Origin of the sequence: Dyella kyungheensis (genome assembly GCF_016905005.1) — a bacterium.
Taxonomy (GTDB): domain Bacteria; phylum Pseudomonadota; class Gammaproteobacteria; order Xanthomonadales; family Rhodanobacteraceae; genus Dyella; species Dyella kyungheensis.
This window is the reverse complement of sequence record NZ_JADIKC010000011.1, coordinates 45,220-64,356: the sequence shown is the minus strand read 5'-3', so window position 1 is coordinate 64,356 and position 19,137 is coordinate 45,220. Positions and strand designations below refer to the sequence as shown.

The 19,137-nt window shown below is 64.3% G+C and carries 11 protein-coding genes; 3 read left to right on the top strand and 8 right to left on the bottom strand.

Annotation, left to right across the window (positions count from 1 at the left end; genetic code table 11):
* Window positions 1–108: 108 nt before the first annotated feature.
* Together ISP20_RS19755 and ISP20_RS19750 are read right to left on the bottom strand one after the other, a co-directional pair.
* Complete coding sequence (locus tag ISP20_RS19755) at window positions 109–3,120, bottom strand: TonB-dependent receptor plug domain-containing protein (RefSeq protein WP_204637858.1); 3,012 nt, start codon at window positions 3,118–3,120, stop codon at window positions 109–111.
* Between the two features lie 471 nt (window positions 3,121–3,591).
* Entirely contained in the window at window positions 3,592–4,671 is a 1,080-nt protein-coding gene (locus tag ISP20_RS19750; RefSeq protein WP_204637857.1) for a sialidase family protein, read from the bottom strand.
* An 84-nt stretch (window positions 4,672–4,755) separates the two neighbouring features.
* On the opposite strand from ISP20_RS19750, the gene ISP20_RS19745 reads away from it, so the two are divergent.
* Window positions 4,756–6,123 carry an alpha-L-fucosidase gene (locus tag ISP20_RS19745; protein WP_204637856.1) on the top strand — a complete coding sequence of 456 codons (1,368 nt, stop codon included), beginning with the start codon at window positions 4,756–4,758 and terminating at the stop codon, window positions 6,121–6,123.
* 32 nt (window positions 6,124–6,155) lie between these two features.
* Here the strand turns inward: ISP20_RS19745 and ISP20_RS19740 are convergent, their stop codons facing one another.
* From ISP20_RS19740 to ISP20_RS19715, 6 genes are all read right to left on the bottom strand, one after another.
* Window positions 6,156–8,603, bottom strand: coding sequence for a glycoside hydrolase family 3 C-terminal domain-containing protein (locus tag ISP20_RS19740; RefSeq protein WP_239536203.1), 2,448 nt, complete (start codon window positions 8,601–8,603; stop codon window positions 6,156–6,158).
* 131 nt (window positions 8,604–8,734) lie between these two features.
* On the bottom strand, window positions 8,735–11,044 hold the full coding sequence (locus tag ISP20_RS19735) for a family 20 glycosylhydrolase (RefSeq protein ID WP_204637854.1): 2,310 nt from the start codon (window positions 11,042–11,044) through the stop codon (window positions 8,735–8,737).
* Window positions 11,031–12,089, bottom strand: coding sequence for a glycosyl hydrolase family 18 protein (locus ISP20_RS19730; protein ID WP_204637853.1), 1,059 nt, complete (start codon window positions 12,087–12,089; stop codon window positions 11,031–11,033). The genes ISP20_RS19735 and ISP20_RS19730 overlap by 14 nt, the downstream gene beginning before the upstream one ends.
* Entirely contained in the window at window positions 12,086–13,711 is a 1,626-nt protein-coding gene (locus ISP20_RS19725; protein ID WP_239536201.1) for an alpha-L-fucosidase, read from the bottom strand. The genes ISP20_RS19730 and ISP20_RS19725 overlap by 4 nt, the downstream gene beginning before the upstream one ends.
* A complete protein-coding gene (locus ISP20_RS19720) occupies window positions 13,711–15,852 on the bottom strand; it encodes a glycoside hydrolase family 2 protein (RefSeq protein WP_204637851.1) in 2,142 nt (713 codons plus the stop codon). The genes ISP20_RS19725 and ISP20_RS19720 overlap by 1 nt, the downstream gene beginning before the upstream one ends.
* 47 nt (window positions 15,853–15,899) lie before the next feature.
* On the bottom strand, window positions 15,900–16,904 hold the full coding sequence (locus ISP20_RS19715; RefSeq protein ID WP_204637850.1) for a glucokinase: 1,005 nt from the start codon (window positions 16,902–16,904) through the stop codon (window positions 15,900–15,902).
* A gap of 316 nt (window positions 16,905–17,220) precedes the next feature.
* Here ISP20_RS19715 and ISP20_RS19710 point away from each other — a divergent pair, with 316 nt between their 5' ends.
* Together ISP20_RS19710 and ISP20_RS19705 are read left to right on the top strand one after the other, a co-directional pair.
* Entirely contained in the window at window positions 17,221–18,246 is a 1,026-nt protein-coding gene (locus ISP20_RS19710) for an aldo/keto reductase (RefSeq protein ID WP_204637849.1), read from the top strand.
* The gene (locus ISP20_RS19705; protein WP_204637848.1) at window positions 18,243–19,097 is read left to right on the top strand and encodes an amidohydrolase family protein; all 855 of its coding nucleotides are present in this window, start codon (window positions 18,243–18,245) and stop codon (window positions 19,095–19,097) included. Before ISP20_RS19710 ends, ISP20_RS19705 begins: the two co-directional genes overlap by 4 nt.
* The last annotated feature ends 40 nt before the right edge of the window (window positions 19,098–19,137 follow it).

Here is a 19,137-nt window from a genome sequence, read left to right as displayed (position 1 = left end):
CGGAACGTGCCCTCCCTTGCCGTCATGAGCGGATCGACCTCGGCAACGCCGAGGCCGACCCGTCAGACAGGGGAGACTCATGCCTGAAGCAGGCTGGGAATCACAGCCTTATTTGAACTTGTAATCGAACGTCAGGAAAATCTCGCGACCGTTGTATTCGTCGGCGGTCTGGCCCGTCGTGACGAACTCGAAGCCGCCGGCGTAGTACGGGATCGCACCGACCTTGTCGAAGATGTTGGATACGGTGAGCTTCAACGTGGTATCCGGGTTGAACTTCCAGCCAACAGCGGTGTTCCAGGTGATCCACACCGGCGTCCTGCCGCGATACGTCGCGGAGTCCACGGCCACCGGGTTGCCGTCCTGCGTCACCTGGCACACGCCCGTGCTGATCGACTCGCTGCCGTTCTGCACGTTGACCATGCCCGGCTGGATGCCATTGGGCAGCACGACGCAACCAGCGTAGTTCGGGGCACGCATGCTGCCATCGCGCACACCGGAGATCGACACGTTCCAGTCGCCCTTGGTCCAGTCGGCGATCCAGGTCATGCGGCTCGCCACGTTGTTGTAGCGGGTGTTCTGCAGCGGATCGGAAGCCAGCACGCGCTGCTTGTACGAGAGGTTGTCGGTGTAGTTGATGCCGGCGCGGAAGTTGCCGTAATCGTCGGTGTGGATCTTGTAATCCAGCGACGCATCGATACCGCTGACATACAGCGAGGCTTCGTTGATCGGGCCCGACTCTTCCGAGATGATTTGGCCAGCCGCGTTGCGCTGAACCATCTGGGTGACCATCTGGCAATAGGCCGAACCCGGCACGTGCGCCGTATACGGCGACAACGCCGATGTGCCGTTGGCCTGCAGGCCGGTCAAGCAACCGGCCTCGTCCACCAGCACGGTGTCCTTGTCCAGATACTCGATCGCGTTGTCCACGCCCATGTGCCAGTAGTCTGCCGACACCGACAAGCCCTGCACGCCCGGAATCTGCCACACGAAACCGTAAGTCCAGGAATGGCCGGTCTGCGGCTCCAGCAAGCGGCTGCCGTTGGTGTTCAAGTTGTAGTACTGCGAGGTGGGACGCTGCACCAGGCTGCACCAGGTGCTGTTGGTCACGCCCGACTTGATCGCGTTGATGCACTGCAGGGGATCGAGGTAATCACCCACCGGCGACGTGGAGCCGGTCAGGTAGATGGCCTGCATGTCCGGCGCCTTGAAGTTGGTGCCGTAGCTGCCGCGAAGCAGCAGGCCGTCGTATGGACGGTATTCCAGGCCGGTGCCCCAGGTCTTGGCGATGTCGGCCATGCTGGCGTCGTTGTACTTGTCGCCGCGGCCGGAGATGGTCCAGGTCAGCGAGTCGAGGATCGGCACGCGGAACTCAGTGCCCAGCGAGAAGCGCTGACGCGTGCCGCCGCCGGTGAGGTACGCACCGAACGGATTCTGGAACGTGCTCGGATCGGCCGAACGCGGATCGGGCGAAAGCAGGAAGCCGTTATGCGCGGCTTCGAGCACCGCAGCCCAACCTACCGACTCATCCACCCACGGCAGCTTGAACAGATCGCCGTTGATGCGGAACTGCGCCTGGTCCAGCCACGACGACGAGGTGTTCTCGCCATTGACCGCGAACTGGCCGTACTGCTGCGGGGTGATCGGATTCCACCACTGCTGCCAGTTCATGTTGTAGATGGGCAGGCCGTCGGCGGTGGTGCCTTGCTGCTTGCCGAGGAAGAAGTTGTTCATGCCATCGACGTTGATGCCCGTATAGTCTTCGCGCACCGTGTACTTCTGGCTGTTGAGGTTCAAATCCCAGTTGAACCGGTTGTCGAACATCGTGCCCTTCAGGCCGACCTGCAGGTTCCAGTTCTGCTCGCGGTCATGCGTGTTGGCCGCCGTGCCCATCTCCTGCGCGGTCAACTGGCGGATGCCCTGGTTGATCACCTGCCCCGTGCTCTGGTCGTAGAACTTGCCAGTCACTTCCACCGGCAGCTGAGTGTTGGAGATGCCGGTGGTGTCGTACAGCGCGGCCGAACCATACAGCTGCAGGCCGTTGCTGAAATCGTACTCGCCGGCGATGTAGCCGTTCTGGCTGCGGCTGCCAGGCGTCAGCACCCAGTTCTGGAACAGCGCAGGCTGCGAACAGTAGTAACCGTTGTTGGTCGAGCCGGTGACCTGGGCGCCGTTGGTGGTGACCGAATGCGACTGGCTGAGCTGCGAGTTGGTGAACTTCGAGCAGCTGCCCGCCGGCGGCGTGATGTACTGGCCATTGGCATCCGTCGCGGAAAGCGCGATGGCGCCGGCAGCGTCGTACTGATAACCGAACATGCGCGACGCCGGACCCCAGGCGCCGTAGCCCGCATCGGACACCGAGTCCTGATACGGACGATCCATGCCCCACAACGCCGTGCGATTGGACTGCTCGAGGTTGTAGAGGATGTGCCAGTTGCTGCCGGACTTGCCGCCGAAGAAGTTGATGTCGCCGTAGTTGCGGCCGCCACGGGTGGCACCGCCGCCGGTGATCTGCAGTTCGTCACCCTGGTAGTTCTTCTTCAGGATCACGTTGATCACGCCGGCCACCGCGTCCGAACCGTAGATCGACGACGCGCCGGAAGCCAGCACTTCGACATGATCGATCATGCCGATGGGAAGATTGTTGTAGTTCTGGAAATTGCTCTGCTTGTTGAGCGGCTGCGGGTAATCCACCACGCGATGGCCATCGATCAACAGCAGGCTGAAGCCGGGGCCGACGCCGCGCAGGTTCACCGAGCGCGCATTGACCGAACTGGAACCCCAGGACGCCGGATCCGAAGTCTGCTGACCCACCTGCGGCAACGAATCGAGGAATTCCCACAGCGTGGTGAAGCCCTGGTCCTTGATCTGCTCGGCGGTGATGGAAACCACCGGCGCCGGTCCTTCGACTTGCGAGCGCGGGATCATCGAGCCGGTGACGGTGACGCCCTGCAAGTCGACGGTCTTGTTCGACTTGCCGGGCGCCGGCGCGTCCGCGGGTGCCTGCTGCGCGGACGACTGATCGCTGCCGGACGGCGCCGACTGAGCGAAGGCGAGTGGCGCGAAAAGCGCGAATGCCAGGGAACTGGCGAGTACGCTGCGTCGCAAACGGATTGTGTTCATGGTTAACCCTCTCCCCGTAAAGCTTCAATGTTGTGATTGCCGTTGAGCCTTGCGCTCGCCAGCTCTATTCACTTCTTGTGCGCTGTGTTCGCTCGCCTGCACCGGTCCGCTCTCGCGGTCCCTGACCCGGAACAGGCGCTTGTGCCGCCCTGCTCGCGACAAAGCGGCGTGACGGCTTTATCGACCTTTCTCCCGCACCACCCGCTGGCGATGCCCTCTCTGTCGTTGCCGACCCCGCGCTTCATCGCTGCTGCCATCCATCCCGCCCCACGCGAGAATAGATTCATATACGAACTCGTAGTTCATATTTGATGTAGTTATAAGCCGAAACTAGATCGATGCAAGTTGCATCGCAGCAATTCTCGTGAGGGCTGGCTCCGGGGTGGCATGGACGTCAGGGGTACCAGCAAGCACTGGGCTCGAGCTGGTGCGGGGGCGAACAAGCTGCCAGACAAAGCGGACGAAATCCTTTCAGCCGGATGGTGCCGGCGTGGGCAGCAGGGCGGGGTCGATCACCACATGTCGCATGCGCGTTCTCTGCCACGTATACAAGACATGGACCAGGCCATCGCGCGACTGGATGACGGCCGGATAGGAGTACTCCCGACCGGGCTGGCTCTCGAGCGTAAGCACCCTCTTCCAGCGCAGGCCATCGGCACTGAGGGCGACCGCCAGCGTCCCTCGCCCATCCCACCATTGATGGCCAGGCAACGTGGGGTTGTAGACCAGCAGGTAGCGGCCGTCCGCGAGCGACACGGCGTCGATGCCGGCATTGGGGTTGGTCACCTCCAGCAAGCCCAGGGGCGACCAGTGATGCCCTGCATCGCCGGACCGCGACCAGAACAGTTTGCCCTGGCGCGTGCGACCGACGGCCTCGATGGTGCCGTCCCGCATGGAGAGCAGACTCGGTTGAATGGCATCGATGCCGGGAGACGAAATATCGTTGCCGGCCACCCAGGTTTTGCCGTCATCCACAGATCGCTCGGTATGAACTCGCCAGCCGCCTTGCTCCGTACTGGACGGACTGAGGATCTCGCCGTTGGCGAGCTGGATGGGTTTGTTCTTGATTGGCCCGAGGATGCCTGGCGGAAGCCGTCGCGGCGCGGACCAGCTGGCGCCGTCGTCGTCGGAGGTCATCAGCATGCCCCACCAATGCTGCGGGTCCGGCCCGATCTTGTAGAACAGCATCAATCGGCCGGTCGCCGAGCGGAACAGCACGGGATTCCATGTGGGCAACCGCGAGCCGTCCGGCTGCCTGCCGTTGGCGACTTCGCGCGGCCTGGTCCATTGGCCGGAAAGATGTCGGGATAGCCAGATGCCAACGCTCGGGTCGCGCTCCTGCTTGCCGCCAAACCATGCCGCGACGAGCCCGCCCGGCGTGTCGACGATGGTGCCCGCATGGCACTGCGGCGTCGGCGGGTGCGTCGATACGAATTCGGTCGAAACAACCGATGACTGCATCGCCCCGGCGCGAAACGGCATGACGATGAGCAAAGCGAATGCGAGGCGAAACCCAAATGATCTCGCCTGCAACAGGACGCCATATTTCATTGACACGACCGCGTTTCCCGTCCTCTAATGAAATCTTCCATAAGGACGTATTTACGTCCAAATGATTTTTGACGAAGGTGGCTAATGAAGCGTCTTGCCCGAACCGTTCTTGGCGCCGCCCTGGCGCTCTCTCTTTTTTCGTCGGCAGCGTCGGCGCAAGGCGCAGCGGATACCAAGCCCTCTCCCCAGCAGATTCACTGGCAGGATCTGGAGTTCGGCGTGATCGTCCATTTCGGCACGAACACCTTCCTCGACCGCGAATGGGGCGACGGCACGGCCGATCCCAAGGTGTTCAATCCCGACCATGTCGATGCGGCGCAATGGGCGCGCGCCAGCCGCGCGGCGGGAGCGCGTTACCTGGTCATGGTGGCCAAGCACCACGATGGCTTTGCCTTGTTTCCGACGGCGCAGAGCGATTATTCGGTGAAGAGCAGTCCGTGGATGGGCGGCAAGGGAGACCTTGTTCGCCTTGCGTCGGATGCCGCACGCGCCGAAGGGTTGGAGTTCGGCGTCTACCTGTCGCCGTGGGACCGGCATGAGCCGCGCTACAAACAACCCCAGGCCTACGATGCGTACTACCGCGCCCAGATGGAGGAACTGGTCCAGCACTATGGACCGCTGGTCGAATGGTGGCTCGATGGCGCGGGCAGCGCGGGCCACGTCTACGATTTTCCGAGTTACATCGAAACGCTGCGTACCTACCAGTCGAACGCCATGGTGTTTGCCGACATGGGCCTGTTCGAATACGGCGACATCCGCTGGGTGGGCCAGGAGGATGGCTACATTCGCGGAGAGAACTGGAACGTGATCGACCGCCATGGCTACCAGCGCTGGCGCCCGGTGGAAGTCGACACTCCGCTGCACGACCTGCACTGGTTCTGGCATCCGAATGACGAGGCGACGCTCAAGAGCGTGGCGAAACTGATGGATACCTGGGAAAACAGCGTCGGCCGCGGCGGCCAGCTGATGCTGGGCATCGCGCCGGATCGCCACGGCCAACTCCCCGATGCCGACGTCGCGCGCCTCGAAGCGTTTGGCAAGGCGCTGCGCGAGCGTTACGGCGATGCCAGCAACCTGGCCCGTCACCACGTGGATGCGGATGAGAATACCGAGGCGGCGCTGGATGGCGACAAGAACACGTTCTGGACTGCGCCGGCCGGCTCCCGGCATGCCACGCTCGAAGTGAACTTCGGTCACCCGGTCACGTTCGATCGCACGCTCACGATGGAATGGCTCGACGACGGGCAGCACGTGCGCAAGTACGCCATCGAGGTGTTCGACGGCAAGGCGTGGCATCCGGTCGCCGGGGCCGAGGCCATCGGCCATATGAAGATCGATGTGTTTCCGCGAGTCACCGCGCAACGCGTCAGGCTGAACATCCTCTCCAGCGTGGGCGATGCCTCCATCCGCGAATTCCAGGTGTTCGACGCCAGCCCGTTGCCTTCGAAGTGAGATGACGCTGGCCAGGCCATGCATTGGCATGGTCAGCGCGGCATCCCGGTATGCCCCGTCATGGTGAACGTTGCAGGCTGCTGTCCCGCCGAGGGTTGCTGGCCGCCCACGAACAGGCCGTAGCGCCCTGCCCTGACCGCGCGAGTACCGTCGGCATCCACCAGGCTCAGCGTGCGCGGATCGAGGTGGAACGTCACGCTTCGTTGCTCGCCTGCCGCGAGGGAAATGCGCTGGAAACCCACCAAGGCCCGGCGCGGCGCATCAGGAGCGTCGGGATACGCAAGATAGACCTGCACCACTTCGTCGCCGGCACGCGTTCCGGTATTGCGCACATTTACTGCGACGTCGAGCGACTCGCCGGCCTTCAGGCTTTGCGTGGACAGCTTTGGCGCGTCATAGGCAAACGTGGTGTAGCTCAGGCCGTCGCCGAACGAATAAAGTGGCTCGCCCTTGAAGTAGCGATAGGTGCGGCCCTTCATGCCGTAATCGATGAAGGGCGGAAGATCGCGCACGTCGCGATAGAAGGTCACGGGAAGGCGGCCGGCAGGATTGATCACGCCGGCAAGCGTCTGCGCCACTGCCAAGCCGCCCTGTTCGCCCGGATACCACGCCACCAGGATGGCGTCCGCATGCTCGCGGGCCCAATTCAGGGCCACGGCGCTGCCGCTCATCAGGACGACCACCAGCGGCTTCTTGCTGGCGGCCACCGTTTCCAACAGTTTCCGTTGCGAAGACGGCAATCCGATATCGGTCCGGTCGCCTCCCATGAAGCCCGGCACGTCGACTTTCAGTTCCTCGCCCTCGACGCCCGGTGACAAGCCCACGAAGGCGACCACGGCGTCGGCATCCGCGGTCGCTTTTGCTGCCTCCGCGAGTTGCGCATCCGCAGGGGCCATCCATTCCAGGTGGATGCCCTGGTCCTCGCCGCTGTGCTCCCACTCCAGGCGGAGATCGTGGGGATGCGTGTCGTCGAAATGAACTGTCGCCGACAGGGTCTCATCGCCGCCCGCGCTGCCGGTGATCAGATGGCCGTCCAGATAGAGGCGCACGGGATCGTGCCCGCGGCAGTCGAAGCATCGATCCATGCGCACGACCAAGGTGTAATCGCCCGCGCCGGGCGGCAATAGCTGCGCCGTCCAGCGCACGGCATAGCCGGAAGCATCAAGCACGCTCGCGGGCGGTGTGTGATCCGTATCCAGATCGATCTTGCTGTCGAAACGCGTCATCGCCGGCTTGCCGGTCAAACGGGCATCTCGAAAATACTCACCCTTGAGACCAGCCAGTGCCGTCGAGGGAATCGGCACGGTCACGCCATCGGCAAGTGTGGCGCCCTGGGCGTAGCGCACATTCTTCTCGCCCCATAACGCACGCAGGCCATCGAGCGGCGTCACCGGCTTTCGTGCGGTGCCGTGGTAGTTGGCTTCCAGGACGGACAAGGCATCGGCGTTGGGTCCCACCACGGCGATGCGGTCGCCAGGCTTCAGTGGCAGCGTATTGGCACGGTTCTTCAGCAACACCATCGATTCGCCGGCCGCGCGGAGCGCCAGCGCTCGATTCGCGTCGGGATTGTCGCGCGGTGTTGGCGCGGATGCGTCGAACATGCCGAGGCGATAGCGCGCAGCAAACAGCCGTGTCGCGGCCACGTCGAGGTCGTGCTCGCCGATCCTGCCATCCGCCAACGCGTCACCAAGACCCGCATAGGCCGAACCGCAATCGAGATCCGTGCCTGCGCGCAAAGCACTGGCCGACGAGCCGGCGTTGTCTTTCCGGTAGTGGTGGAACATTGTCATGTCGTCCACCGCATCGCAGTCGGATACGACGAAGCCCTGGAACCCCCAGTCGTTGCGCAGGCGTTCGCCCAACAACCACGGCAATGCGCATACGGGAACGCCGTGGATGGCGTTGTAGGCGCACATGATCGATCCCGCATGACCTTCTACGATGGCCGCCCGGAACGCAGGCAGGTAGGTGTCTTCGAGATCGTGCGCGGACACGTCCACGTCGAAACCATGACGGCCCGGCTCCGGGCCGCTGTGCACGGCGAAGTGCTTGGGCGTGGCGATTACCGTGGGGTGTGCGGGATCGCTGCCTTGCAGGCCTTGGATGAAGGCTACGGCCAGCGTTGCCGTCAGGCGTGGATCCTCGCCATAGGTTTCCTGGCCTCGCCCCCAACGAGGGTCGCGAAAGATATTGATGTTGGGAGACCAGATGGTCAGGCCGTTGAAGCGCCCATGATCGTTGTGCAGGCCGGTGGCGAGGAACTGGCTGCGCGCCTGCGCGGCGACCACGCCGCCTACCGCGTGAAGCAATGACGGGTCCCAGCTGGCCGCAAGACCGATGGCCTGCGGGAATACGGTTGCCTCGCCATGCCGCGCGAAACCGTGCAGGCCTTCGCTCCACCAATCGTATGCGGGAATCCCAAGACGCGGGATCGCCGGGGCACTGCTCTGCAACTGCCCGATCTTCTCTGCTGGCGTCATGCGCGCCACCAGACGGGCTGCCCGCACCGTCGCCTCGTCGGCCGCAGCGGATGTTGCCAGCGATACGCCGAGCAGCAGCACCGCCAGCATGCCGATCTGCTGTAACCGTCTCATGTGCGCGCCCCGACAGGTCACGGCGTTGCGCGACGCGACGCAGACGAGTTGAACGATACGCGGCTGACGCCCGACAACGATCCACGCACCGGCGCCGTCGACAGGATGCACAGATCGTGCGTACCTCCGTGCGCCGCCAAGGGAGCCGTCACCCGGTAGGTCCTGCCGGGCAATGCATCCGTGGGCAGCGGCATGCTGGCCGCCAATGGGCCACTGCATGTATCGAGATGAACCTCGAACTCGCCGGCGGGCGTGCGCGATGCTCGCACCTTCACCTTCGATGCGTCATGCGCCAGGCCGTAATTGCGGGCCAGCCACGCGCCATCGATCACCATGGTGACGGCACCGTCCAGCGGCACATTCGTCACGCGCCAGCAACTGTTCATCAGGTCCACGTTGTAGACCGGCGCGGGCGAAGTGGCGTCGGGCAGCAAGGGCACACGCAGGCCGAGGTCGCCTTTCGGGCAGGCCTGGAGTGCATTGCCGTCGTAGCTGGCAAGCGTCTGCGCATCGAAGCGCTGCGTGCGGACGCGCGCAAGAGGCGATCCATCGCCGGCAAAGCTCGTCGCGCTGATGGTAACCGGCAGCGCAGCCTCGATCGGTTTGCCATAGATGGGCGAACTCGCCACCGGCAAGGTTCCGTCCGTGGTGTAGCGGATGATGGCGGAGGATTCCTGCGCGGCAAGCGTCACGGTGACTTTGCCGTCGGTTCTTTGCCCACGCATGTCGACCGCGAACGCGCTGTCGGCATAGTCGATGCCCATTTTCTGGTAACGATCGAATTGCGCAGGAAGCCGCGCGATGAAGTCGTCGAAGTGACGCTCGTTCGCGGGTGTCCAGGCCGCTTCGGCGAGGGCGTCCAGGCGCGGAAAGGCCGCATGCTGGATCTGCCAGGGTGCGGTGAGGTACTCGGTCCAGATGTTGGCCTGCGCACCAAGCACATGTTTCGCCTGCTCGGAAGTCAGCTCCGACGATACGGCTTCGAACTTGTAAACGGTGGCAAGCGTCTGCACGCCCAATCGCCCGGTGGGCTCGTCGTCGCCATGGCTTTGCAGGTTGTCGAAGTACAGCGTCGGTGCGGGCGACAACACCACGTCGTGACCCAGCCGCGCCGCATCGATGGCGCCTTGCGTACCGCGCCAGGACATCACCGAGGCAGACGGCGGCACGCCGCCTTCGAGGATCTCGTCCCAGCCGATCAGGCGGCGTCCATGCTGCGCCAGGTATTGCCCCATGCGTTCGATGAACCAGCTCTGCAGCGCCTTCTCGTCCTTGATGCCCAGCGCGTGCATGCGCGCCTGCACCGCGGCCGATGCCTGCCACTGGTCCTTGATCGCTTCGTCGCCGCCCACGTGGATGAAGGTCGACGGAAACAGTTCCATCACCTCGTCCAGCACGTTGTGCAGGAAGTCGATGGTGTGGTCGTCGACGTTGAACAGGTAGGGATTGACGCCCCAGTCGATCGACACAGGCGGTTGCGCGCCGGTGACGCCGATATCCGGATAGGCAGCCACGGCGGCTTGCGCATGGCCCGGCATGTCGATTTCCGGCACCACGGTAATGTGGCGGGCGGTGGCGTAGGCAACGATGTCCTTCACCTCCGCCTGCGTGTAGTAACCGCCGTACTTCGTGTCGCCATCGCCCGGCGGCCGGCGCCATGCGCCGATCTGCGTGAGCTTGGGATAGCGACGGATTTCCAGGCGCCATCCCTGGTCATCGGTGAGATGCCAATGGAAGACGTTGAGCTTGTGCTGCGCCATCGCGTCGAGCAGTTGCTTGATCTCTGCCGGTTGCTGGAAATGCCGCGCCGAGTCGAGCATCAGGCCTCGCCAGCCGAATCTCGGCCAGTCGGCGATGTGCATCGATGGCACCGAGACGGCGCCCTTGGCCGCATCGGGTGTCATCAGCTGCCACGCGCTGACCGCACCGTAGAACAGTCCTGCCGCATCCCGTGCAGCGATGCGCATGCCCTTTGCGTCGACATCGAGCACGTAGCCTTCCGGCTGCGCGACACTGGCCGCCGCATCACTGCAGATGACGATGCCGTCGCGGCTCGTGGCCGTTGCATCCTCGATCACCGGCAGCGAAAGCCCGCGCGTTCGCACCAGCAGGTCCGCCAGGTAATGGGCAGCATCGGAAGCCGCGCGATCGCCCGGCGCGACATGGATGACGGCGGCGGCACTGACGGCATAACTTCCCTGCGCCATGCTGACCTGCGCGGGGAGCGGAATGATCGGCGGCGTGTCCATCGCATGCGCGTCGACCGCAAGCCCCAACAGGCACGCCAGGGCGATCGGCGTCTTCAACCCGCGCTTAGCGCACCGCATCGGGCAGCCCCTCCCAGATCTTGGGATCTTCCGCACCGATCACCCAGGCGCAGAAGCCCTCCAGACCATATTGCTTGACCACGTCGTAGCGATCACGGAACGCATGCGCATCGGGCAGGAACACCCATTCGCGCATCTGGTCGCGATAGAAGTAGAACCACGATTCATGCTCCACCGGATCCCACTGCATGGTGGCATTGAACTGCTTGGCCAGCGGGAACGATTCATCCGCGTCGATGTACTGCGCGGAAATGTTCGAACTCTCCTTGCCGTCCGCGCCCACCGGATCGCCGGCAAACCAGTGGTAGCCGTACAGGCCGATGCCCAGCGAGAGCTTCTCCTTCGGCACCACCTTCAAGGCGTATTCCAGGTTTGCCATCACCCATGGCATGCCCGCCACCGGGCCCGGCGTGGTCCAGCGGGTGTGCTGGTCGTACGTCATCAGGCAGACCAGATCCAGCGCCTGTCCCAGCGCCTTGAGATCGTACGCACCTTTCCAGTATTCCCAGATCCATTTGGCGAAGGGGCCGCGGCCCGCGTAACCCGGCGCGTTCGGCACCACCGCCATGGACAGCTTCAGGCCATGCTTGTGCAGCGCCGTGGCGGTCTGCTGGGTCAGCAAGGTGAGTGCGTCGCGGTCGGTCCAGGCAATGTTCTCGAAATCGAACTGGAAGCCGACGAACCCGTAAAGTTTCGCCTGCTCGAGCATGCCCTCGATCATCGCCTTCTTGGCGGTTTCGTTGACCAGCAGATCGTGGAACTTCTTGCGGTCGCCGCCGGCGGAGATGATCGGCATCACCGGCACGCGATGCGCCTTGGCCAGTTTGAGCACGTAGAGATTGGGCGAACCGGACACCAGGCCGTTCCCGTCCACGCCGAACCAGGTGGGCACCAGCAGGTCGACCTTGTCGACGTGCGCCTCGAACGAGTTGATCGATTTCTGTATTTCGATCATGTAGAACAGCGCGGTGGGTGCTTTCGCAAACGCGCCGGTCGACGCACAAGCAAGACACAGCGAAACGGCCAGGGACAACCATCGTTTCATGGCGCAGCCTTAAGTGAGTTGGGGGTGGAGAAGGTGATCCGATAGGCGTAGGCATCGCTGCCTATCGGTCGGGGAGGAAGGCGAAGATGCAGGCCGCCAGCATCCTGGGAGAACGGGATGGTGCGGTTGTCGGCCACGGACTCGACGCGGATGACCTTGTCTTCCGGCTTGATCGCATGGATGGTGGCCTGGGCGTTGCCCGGCCAGTCCAGCTCGATCGCGTAGAGCTTGCCGTGGCCGGTGGTGAAGCGGAAATCATCGGCGGTATAGGGCTTGGTCTTGGTGTCCTGGAACGTGCCGCTGACCACGTCGGTGGGGCCTTCGCCAAAGGTGCGCCATGGCTTGCTGCCATAGATCGCCTCGCCGTTCGCCTTCAGCCAGCGGCCGATGCTGCGCAGCGTGTCCTGCGCGCCATCAGGAATGGTGCCATCGGCCCGCGGCCCGACATTGAGCATCAGGTTGCCGTTCTTGCTGACCACATCCACCAGCAAATGGATGATGAAGGTGGGCGACTTGTACGTGTCGTGCTCGATGTAGCCCCAGGAATCGTTGCTGATTGAGGTGTCGGTTTGCCAATGCGCGGCGTGAATGCCCTTCAGCTGTCCGCGCTCGATATCCAGCGTGCCGGCACCATCGGCGAAATCGCCCAGCTTGTAATTCACCACCACGCCGTCGCGTTTTGCGCCTTCGTTGTAGTAGTACGACAGCAGCGTCGGCAGCGTGGTGCGGAAGCTCGGGTGGCCGATCCACCAGTCGAAGTAGATCAGGTCCGGATGGTATCTGTCGGCCAGCTCGGCGGTGCGCGCGAGCCAGTCGTCCAGCCAGGCCTGGGAGACGTAGGTCCAGTCCTGGGCCAGGTTCTCGTCTTCCTTGCTGAGATGCGCAACGGCCGGGCCATACAGTTCCGCATTGCGCGGATCGTTGACGTCCGAATCGAAAGCGCGGCCGCCGTCGAAGAACCAATCGTGCTCGGCGCGATGCGACGACACGCCAAAGCGCATGCCCTCCCCTCGCACGGCGTGTTCCAGCTCGCCGATCACGTCGCGCTTCGGGCCCTTCTTGACCGCCGTCCAGTCCGACAGTGCCGAGTCGTACATGGCGAAGCCATCGTGGTGTTCCGCTACCGGCACCACGTAACGCGCGCCGGCTTCATGGAACAACTGCGCCCAGGCCTTCGGGTCGAAGTGCTCGGCCTTGAACATCGGCACGAAATCCTTGTAGCCGAACGTCGACTGCGGCCCGTACGTGGCCACGTGGTGGGCGAACTCCTTCGTCCCCTGCTGGTACATGTTGCGCGAGTACCACTCGCTGCCGAATGCGGGCACCGAATAGACACCCCAGTGGATGAAGATGCCGAACTTGGCATCGTCGTACCAGGCGGGCGAGCGGTATGTCTGTAGCGAAGCCCAGTCGCTGCGGAACGGCCCCTCGCCTGCGGCCTTGGCCACGCGATCGAGGATCGCCTTTCGTTGCGGCGCGAACTTGGCGCTGGCCTGCTGCCATGCCTGATCCTGCGCCGCGGGCGACAAGGTATCCGCGGTAGGCGCCGTGGGCGATTGCGCCCACGCAGAGGCGCATAGCAGCCAGCCCGCGGCGAGCGCACCATGCGCGACCGGTTTCATCATGGTTGCTCGTCCTTGTTCGGAAGGAAGGGGTCGCTGCCGATATTCAACGGGTGATAATCGCTGACCACGCCACCGGCTCGCACACCGTCGGGCCGGGTCACATCCACGGCAAGATGCACGGCGGCGCCCTTGCCTGCGGCCTGCCACGCGCCCTCGAAGCGGATAGGTTGCGACAGGTCGCGCAGCGCTTCGTCACCGTGGGCAAGTTCCTGGCCACGGTCATCGATGGCGCGCCAGTGCGCCACATAGCCAAGCATCGGATAGGAAGGCAGATGGGTGGCCGGATAGCCGCTCACCGTGGCCTGGAATCCGCGCAGTCCGCCTGCATCGACCCGCCATTGCGTCGTTACCGACAACGCCTGGTTGCGTGCTTCGTAGATGCCGTACGACGGCCTGCGCTGGCGGTTCTCGTCGACCAGGCCATGATCGACATAGCCTTCGGTCTGGCCAGGCCACAGATTGCGATGGGACTTGTAGTCCTGATACGTCCAGAAGATCGCGCCGGCAATGAAGCTCCGCTTCTGGAACGCGTCCATCTGCTGGAGCAGGTTGTCGGAACGCGCCTTGTCGGCAGACACGCTGTCATGCGAGAAAACGCCGGGATAGCCGAACTCGGAAATGATCACCATCTTGTCGGGATAGGTGCGGTCGACAAAATCCAGCCACGCTTCCACGTCGTTGCCCGAGCCGCTCCACGAACCGAAATAGGCGTTGGCCATGATGAAGTCGACGTCGTGCATCACCGGCGCCTCTTTCCATGGCTTGCTGCTGATATCGGCATCGGCATAGGTCACATAGCGGCCCGGGTCGATATCGCGGATAAGCGCCGCCATGGCGTCCACATAAGCACGGCCGCCGGGCAAGGAGGCATCGCTCTCGTTGCACACGCTCCAGGCGAAGATGCTGGCGTGATTGCCGTCCTGCTCGATCATCTCGCGCATCATGTGCTTGGCCAGCGCGAGCAACCTGGGGTTCTTCAGTTGCGCCTCGCTGAACTGCCAGACCGGGATTTCCGGTACCAGCAGGATGCCGTGGCGGTCGGCGAAATCGAGCACCTCATCGTTCTGCGGATAGTGCACAGGCCGCGTCAGTGTCGTATGCAGGGCCGCCATGTCGGACCAGTCGCGGCGTATCGTTCCCGCCGATTCCGCCAATCCTTCCCACGGCGAATCCTCGTGACGGCTGACGCCGCTCAGCCGCACCGGTTTGCCGTTGACGTAAAGGCGGCGGTCGCGAATGGCGATGTCGCGCAGCCCGAACGTATCGCTGCGCGAGTCGAGCACGCTGCCGTCGGCGGCATGCAGCTCCGTCACCCATTGATACAGCCGTGCGTCGCCGACGTTCCACAATTGGGGATGCGGCAGCGTCACCGCCAGCGTCGCCGTGGCGGCTTGTCCTGCCTTGGCCGAGACGTTCTGCTGCGCCTGCGCCACCGTCTTGCCGTCGGGATCGACGATGCTCGCGGTCACGCTATAGCTGCCGTCGGCGCCATCGACGTTCTCGACGAACACCTGGCTGCTGACGCTGGCCGCATCGCCGCCAAGCTTGCTGGCGATGCGTTGCCGCCGGATCAGCGCGTGGTCCGAGACGGTGAGCCACACGTCGCGCACGATGCCGCCGTAATGCCACCAGTCGTACCAGACGCTGCCGCTGGCCAGCTGCCGCATCGCGTAGCCGGGAATGGTGGCCTCGCCGGGACGGTTGTCCAGGCGCACGGCGATGCGGTTTTCCCCGGCGCGAAGTTGCCGGCCGATATCCAGGGCGTAAGCCGTATGTCCGCCTTCGTGCCCGCCGACTTCGGTACCGTTGACCCAGACGCGGCTGCGGTAGAAGGTGGCGCCGAAATGCAATTCGACATGGGACGCCAGCATCGACGCCGGCACCGTGAAGCTTTTGAAATACCAGGCGACGCCTTCGTAGTCGTCGTCCTTGCCGATGTTCCAGGTGTGCGGCACGTCGACCAGTCGCGTTTCCGCCGGCGTGGCTCGGGGCCAGTCGGCCGCGATGCCTGCGTCGGTCGCATCGGTGCGGAAGCGCCAGTCGTGATCCATGTCGATGCGCACCTGCGCATGGCCTGCCATCGACCACAGCAACATCGACGACAGCAGCGCTAGCGCGTGACGCAACGTCAACTTCATTCCCTGCCCCTGCTACACCGGCATGAACCCGGCGGAAGAAACCCGTGTCAGCGAGCCAGTCGCCAGTTCGCGGCGCCCTGCACGCCCAATTGCCCATGCTCGACCACGAACACGGGCGTACTGTTCAAGAACGAACGCATCACGCCCTTGTCCAGGAAGCGCTCGGTAAATGGACCGGAGCGCAGGATGCTGGTGATGCGCGCGAGAAAACCGCCTGCCAGGCAAACGCCGCCGCTCGCATTGAAGGCAATCGCCACATCGCCGCAGAACGCGCCCAGCCAGCGGCAGAATTGATCGACCGTCTGCGTGGCGAGCGCGTCCATGCCGGCCAATGCCATGGCGGTGATCTCGCCGGGATCGGCAAACGTCGCAGGCACACCCTGCACGGCGGCGAGCGCGCGATAGAGACGCAGCAGGCCAGGTCCGCTGAGTACGCGGTCGTAAGGCACGTAGCCGTCGACCGGTCCCAACTGCGCGCGGATGGTCTGCTCGATGCCGGGGCGTGCGGCCAGCTCCATATGTCCTGCTTCGGTATGCAGCACGCGAGCCGGCCGGCCCGGCAGCCAGAGTGCGGCGCCGAGACCGGTGCCGGGACCGACCACGGCCACCGGGCCGTCGGGATTGGCGACACCATCCACGATGAGAGTGCTGTTCTCCTCGCCGAAATGGCCGACGGCGTGCGCGAATGCCTCGAAGTCGTTGAGTACGTCGATGGAAGCAAAGCCGCCTTCGATGCGCAGGCGGTCGAGCAACACTGGCCAGGCCAGGCTCTCGTTGATCACCACGCCATGCTCGACGAATCCTGCGCACGCCAGCACCAGCGCGTCGGGATGCACGCTGTGATCGCGACAGAAGCTGCAAAGAATCTCCGCCAGCGAGGCGTGCTCGGCGCAGCGATAGACCTTGTAGAAGACGATGTCCGGCTGGCCCGTGGCGACGTCGGGCACGACCAGCCCGATGCGTGCATGCGTGCCGCCGACGTCCGCGGCCAGGAAGGGCGACACCGGGCGGGATTGCCTGCCCAGGGTGCCGGCGATGATCGGCGCGCCCATGTCCTGCAGGCGATCCCTATGCGGGGGTTCGATCCCCTTATCCGATAACGGCGCCATCACCTACCCCGATGCTGTGCATGCACTACCACCAACCTTCGTTGGCGAACGCGGCGAACGGCTATCTGCTCGATGGAAGGCCAAACGCGACGCTCAGCGCGTCGGCTTGGCGTAAGCCAGCCCGCCCTCCGCTCACATATAAACCTAGTTTTTATCTGTGCACAAGTAGTAAGATGCCCAAAAGGCGCCGCCACCCGGGTGGCCGGCGCCCGGTGGCGCAGCGTTCCGGCCTTGCAGGAGGCGGGTTTTGGGGGTTTTGATGCCGGCTCAGCACGAACAGCAGATCTCACCCGTCCAGCCCGGCGGGAGCGATGCCCGGCTGGCCTCGCTCGCCTTCGGCGGCGCGCCGGCGGGCAATCTGTATGCGGGCGTGGGTGACGAGGCGGCGCGGGAGGCGATCGCGCACGCCTGGCATCATGGCATCCGGCATTTCGACACCGCGCCCTATTACGGCTACGGCCTCAGCGAGACGCGCATCGGCGATGCGCTGCAAGGCATCGAGCGCTCCAGCTATACGCTGTCCACCAAGGTCGGCCGGCTCATCGATATCGACGAGGACCGCAAGGACCGCAGCGACGGCTTCGCCGTCGACGGTCGCCGCGCCTATTTCAATTACACCCGCGACGGCATCCTGCGCAGCCTGGAGAGCAGCATCCGGCGGCTGCGCACCGGCCGCATCGACCTGCTGTTGCTGCACGACATCGGCGAGTTGACCCATGGCGCGCGTCACCCGCAGGTCTTGAAGCAGGCGCTCGACGAAGCGCTGCCGGCCATGGCCGAATTGCGCGATCAGGGCGTGGTCGGCGGCATCGGTCTGGGCGTGAACGAAGAGGCCGTCTGCCTGGAAGTGATGGATCGTTTTCCCCTGGACGCGATCATGCTGGCCGGCCGCTACACACTGTTCGAACAGGCGCGCAGCAAAACCGTCATGGCGAGGGCCGAAGCGGACGGCGTGGCTGTACTGATCGCCGGCCCCTATAACTCCGGCCTGCTTGGCGCGGACGCTGGACCGGGCGACACCTATGACTACGCTCCGGCATCGCCGGCGATCAAGGAGCGCGCGCAACAGTTATACGACTTGTGTGCACAAGCCGGCACGAGCGTCGGCGCGGCCGCATTGCAGTTTCCGCTCGCGCACCCGGCGGTGACGAAAGTCGTGTGCGGGCTTCGTTCCGTGTCCGAGGTCGACGACGCCATGGCGCGCATGCGTGCCACGGTTCCCGCTGCGACCTGGGCGTCGCTGATTGAACAAGGCCTGCTCGACACGAGCGTGCCGACGCCATGATCATCGACGCGCACCGCCACTACTGGGATCCCTCGCGCCTGGACTATGGCTGGCTGGAACACGCTCCGGCCACGCTGCAACGCGCGTTTCTTCCCTCCGATCTTGAAGCGGCGACGGATGCCTGCCTCCTCGTGCAGGCCGCACCGGACGAGCGCGAGACGCTGTTCCTGTTCGACATCGCCCGGCATACCGACGGCGTGCTAGGCGTCGTCGGCTGGGTCGACATGGAGGCGGACGATGCCACGCAACGCATCGCCGCCCTCGTCGAACAAGGACAAGGCCTGCTGCGCGGCATCCGCCCCATGGTGCAGGACATTCCCGATACGGAATGGCTCGCCCGTCCCTCGCTCGATCGCGCGTTCGACTGCCTGCGCGACCATGGCCTGGTGTTCGACGCGCTGGTGGACAACCGGCATCTGCGCGCGCTTTCCCAGCGCCTGGCCCGGCACTCGGGCTTGGTCACCGTGGTCGACCACGGCGCGAAACCGAACATCGCCGACGGGCAATTCGCCTCATGGGCCGGCGCGATCGCCCGCGTTGCCCAGGTGCCGGATGTTGCGTGCAAATTGTCGGGACTGCTGACGCAGGCCGATCTCAACAACGGCATGGCGGCCATCGAGCCTTACGTGGCGCACCTCTTCGAAAGCTTCGGCGGGCAACGCGTGCTATGGGGCAGCGACTGGCCCGTGCTCACCACGCATGCCACCTACGAACAATGGAAAGCCTGCGCGCAGAAACTGACGCGGCGGTTTGCCCGTCGCCACGAGACGGCCGTGTTTGGCGGCAACGCCACGACGATCTATTCACTCGCCGGTCGCGTGCCGGCGGCGGCATCGGGAGCAACATCATGAAAACCGGGTTCACGCATCGCATCGACACCCGCGCGGAGTG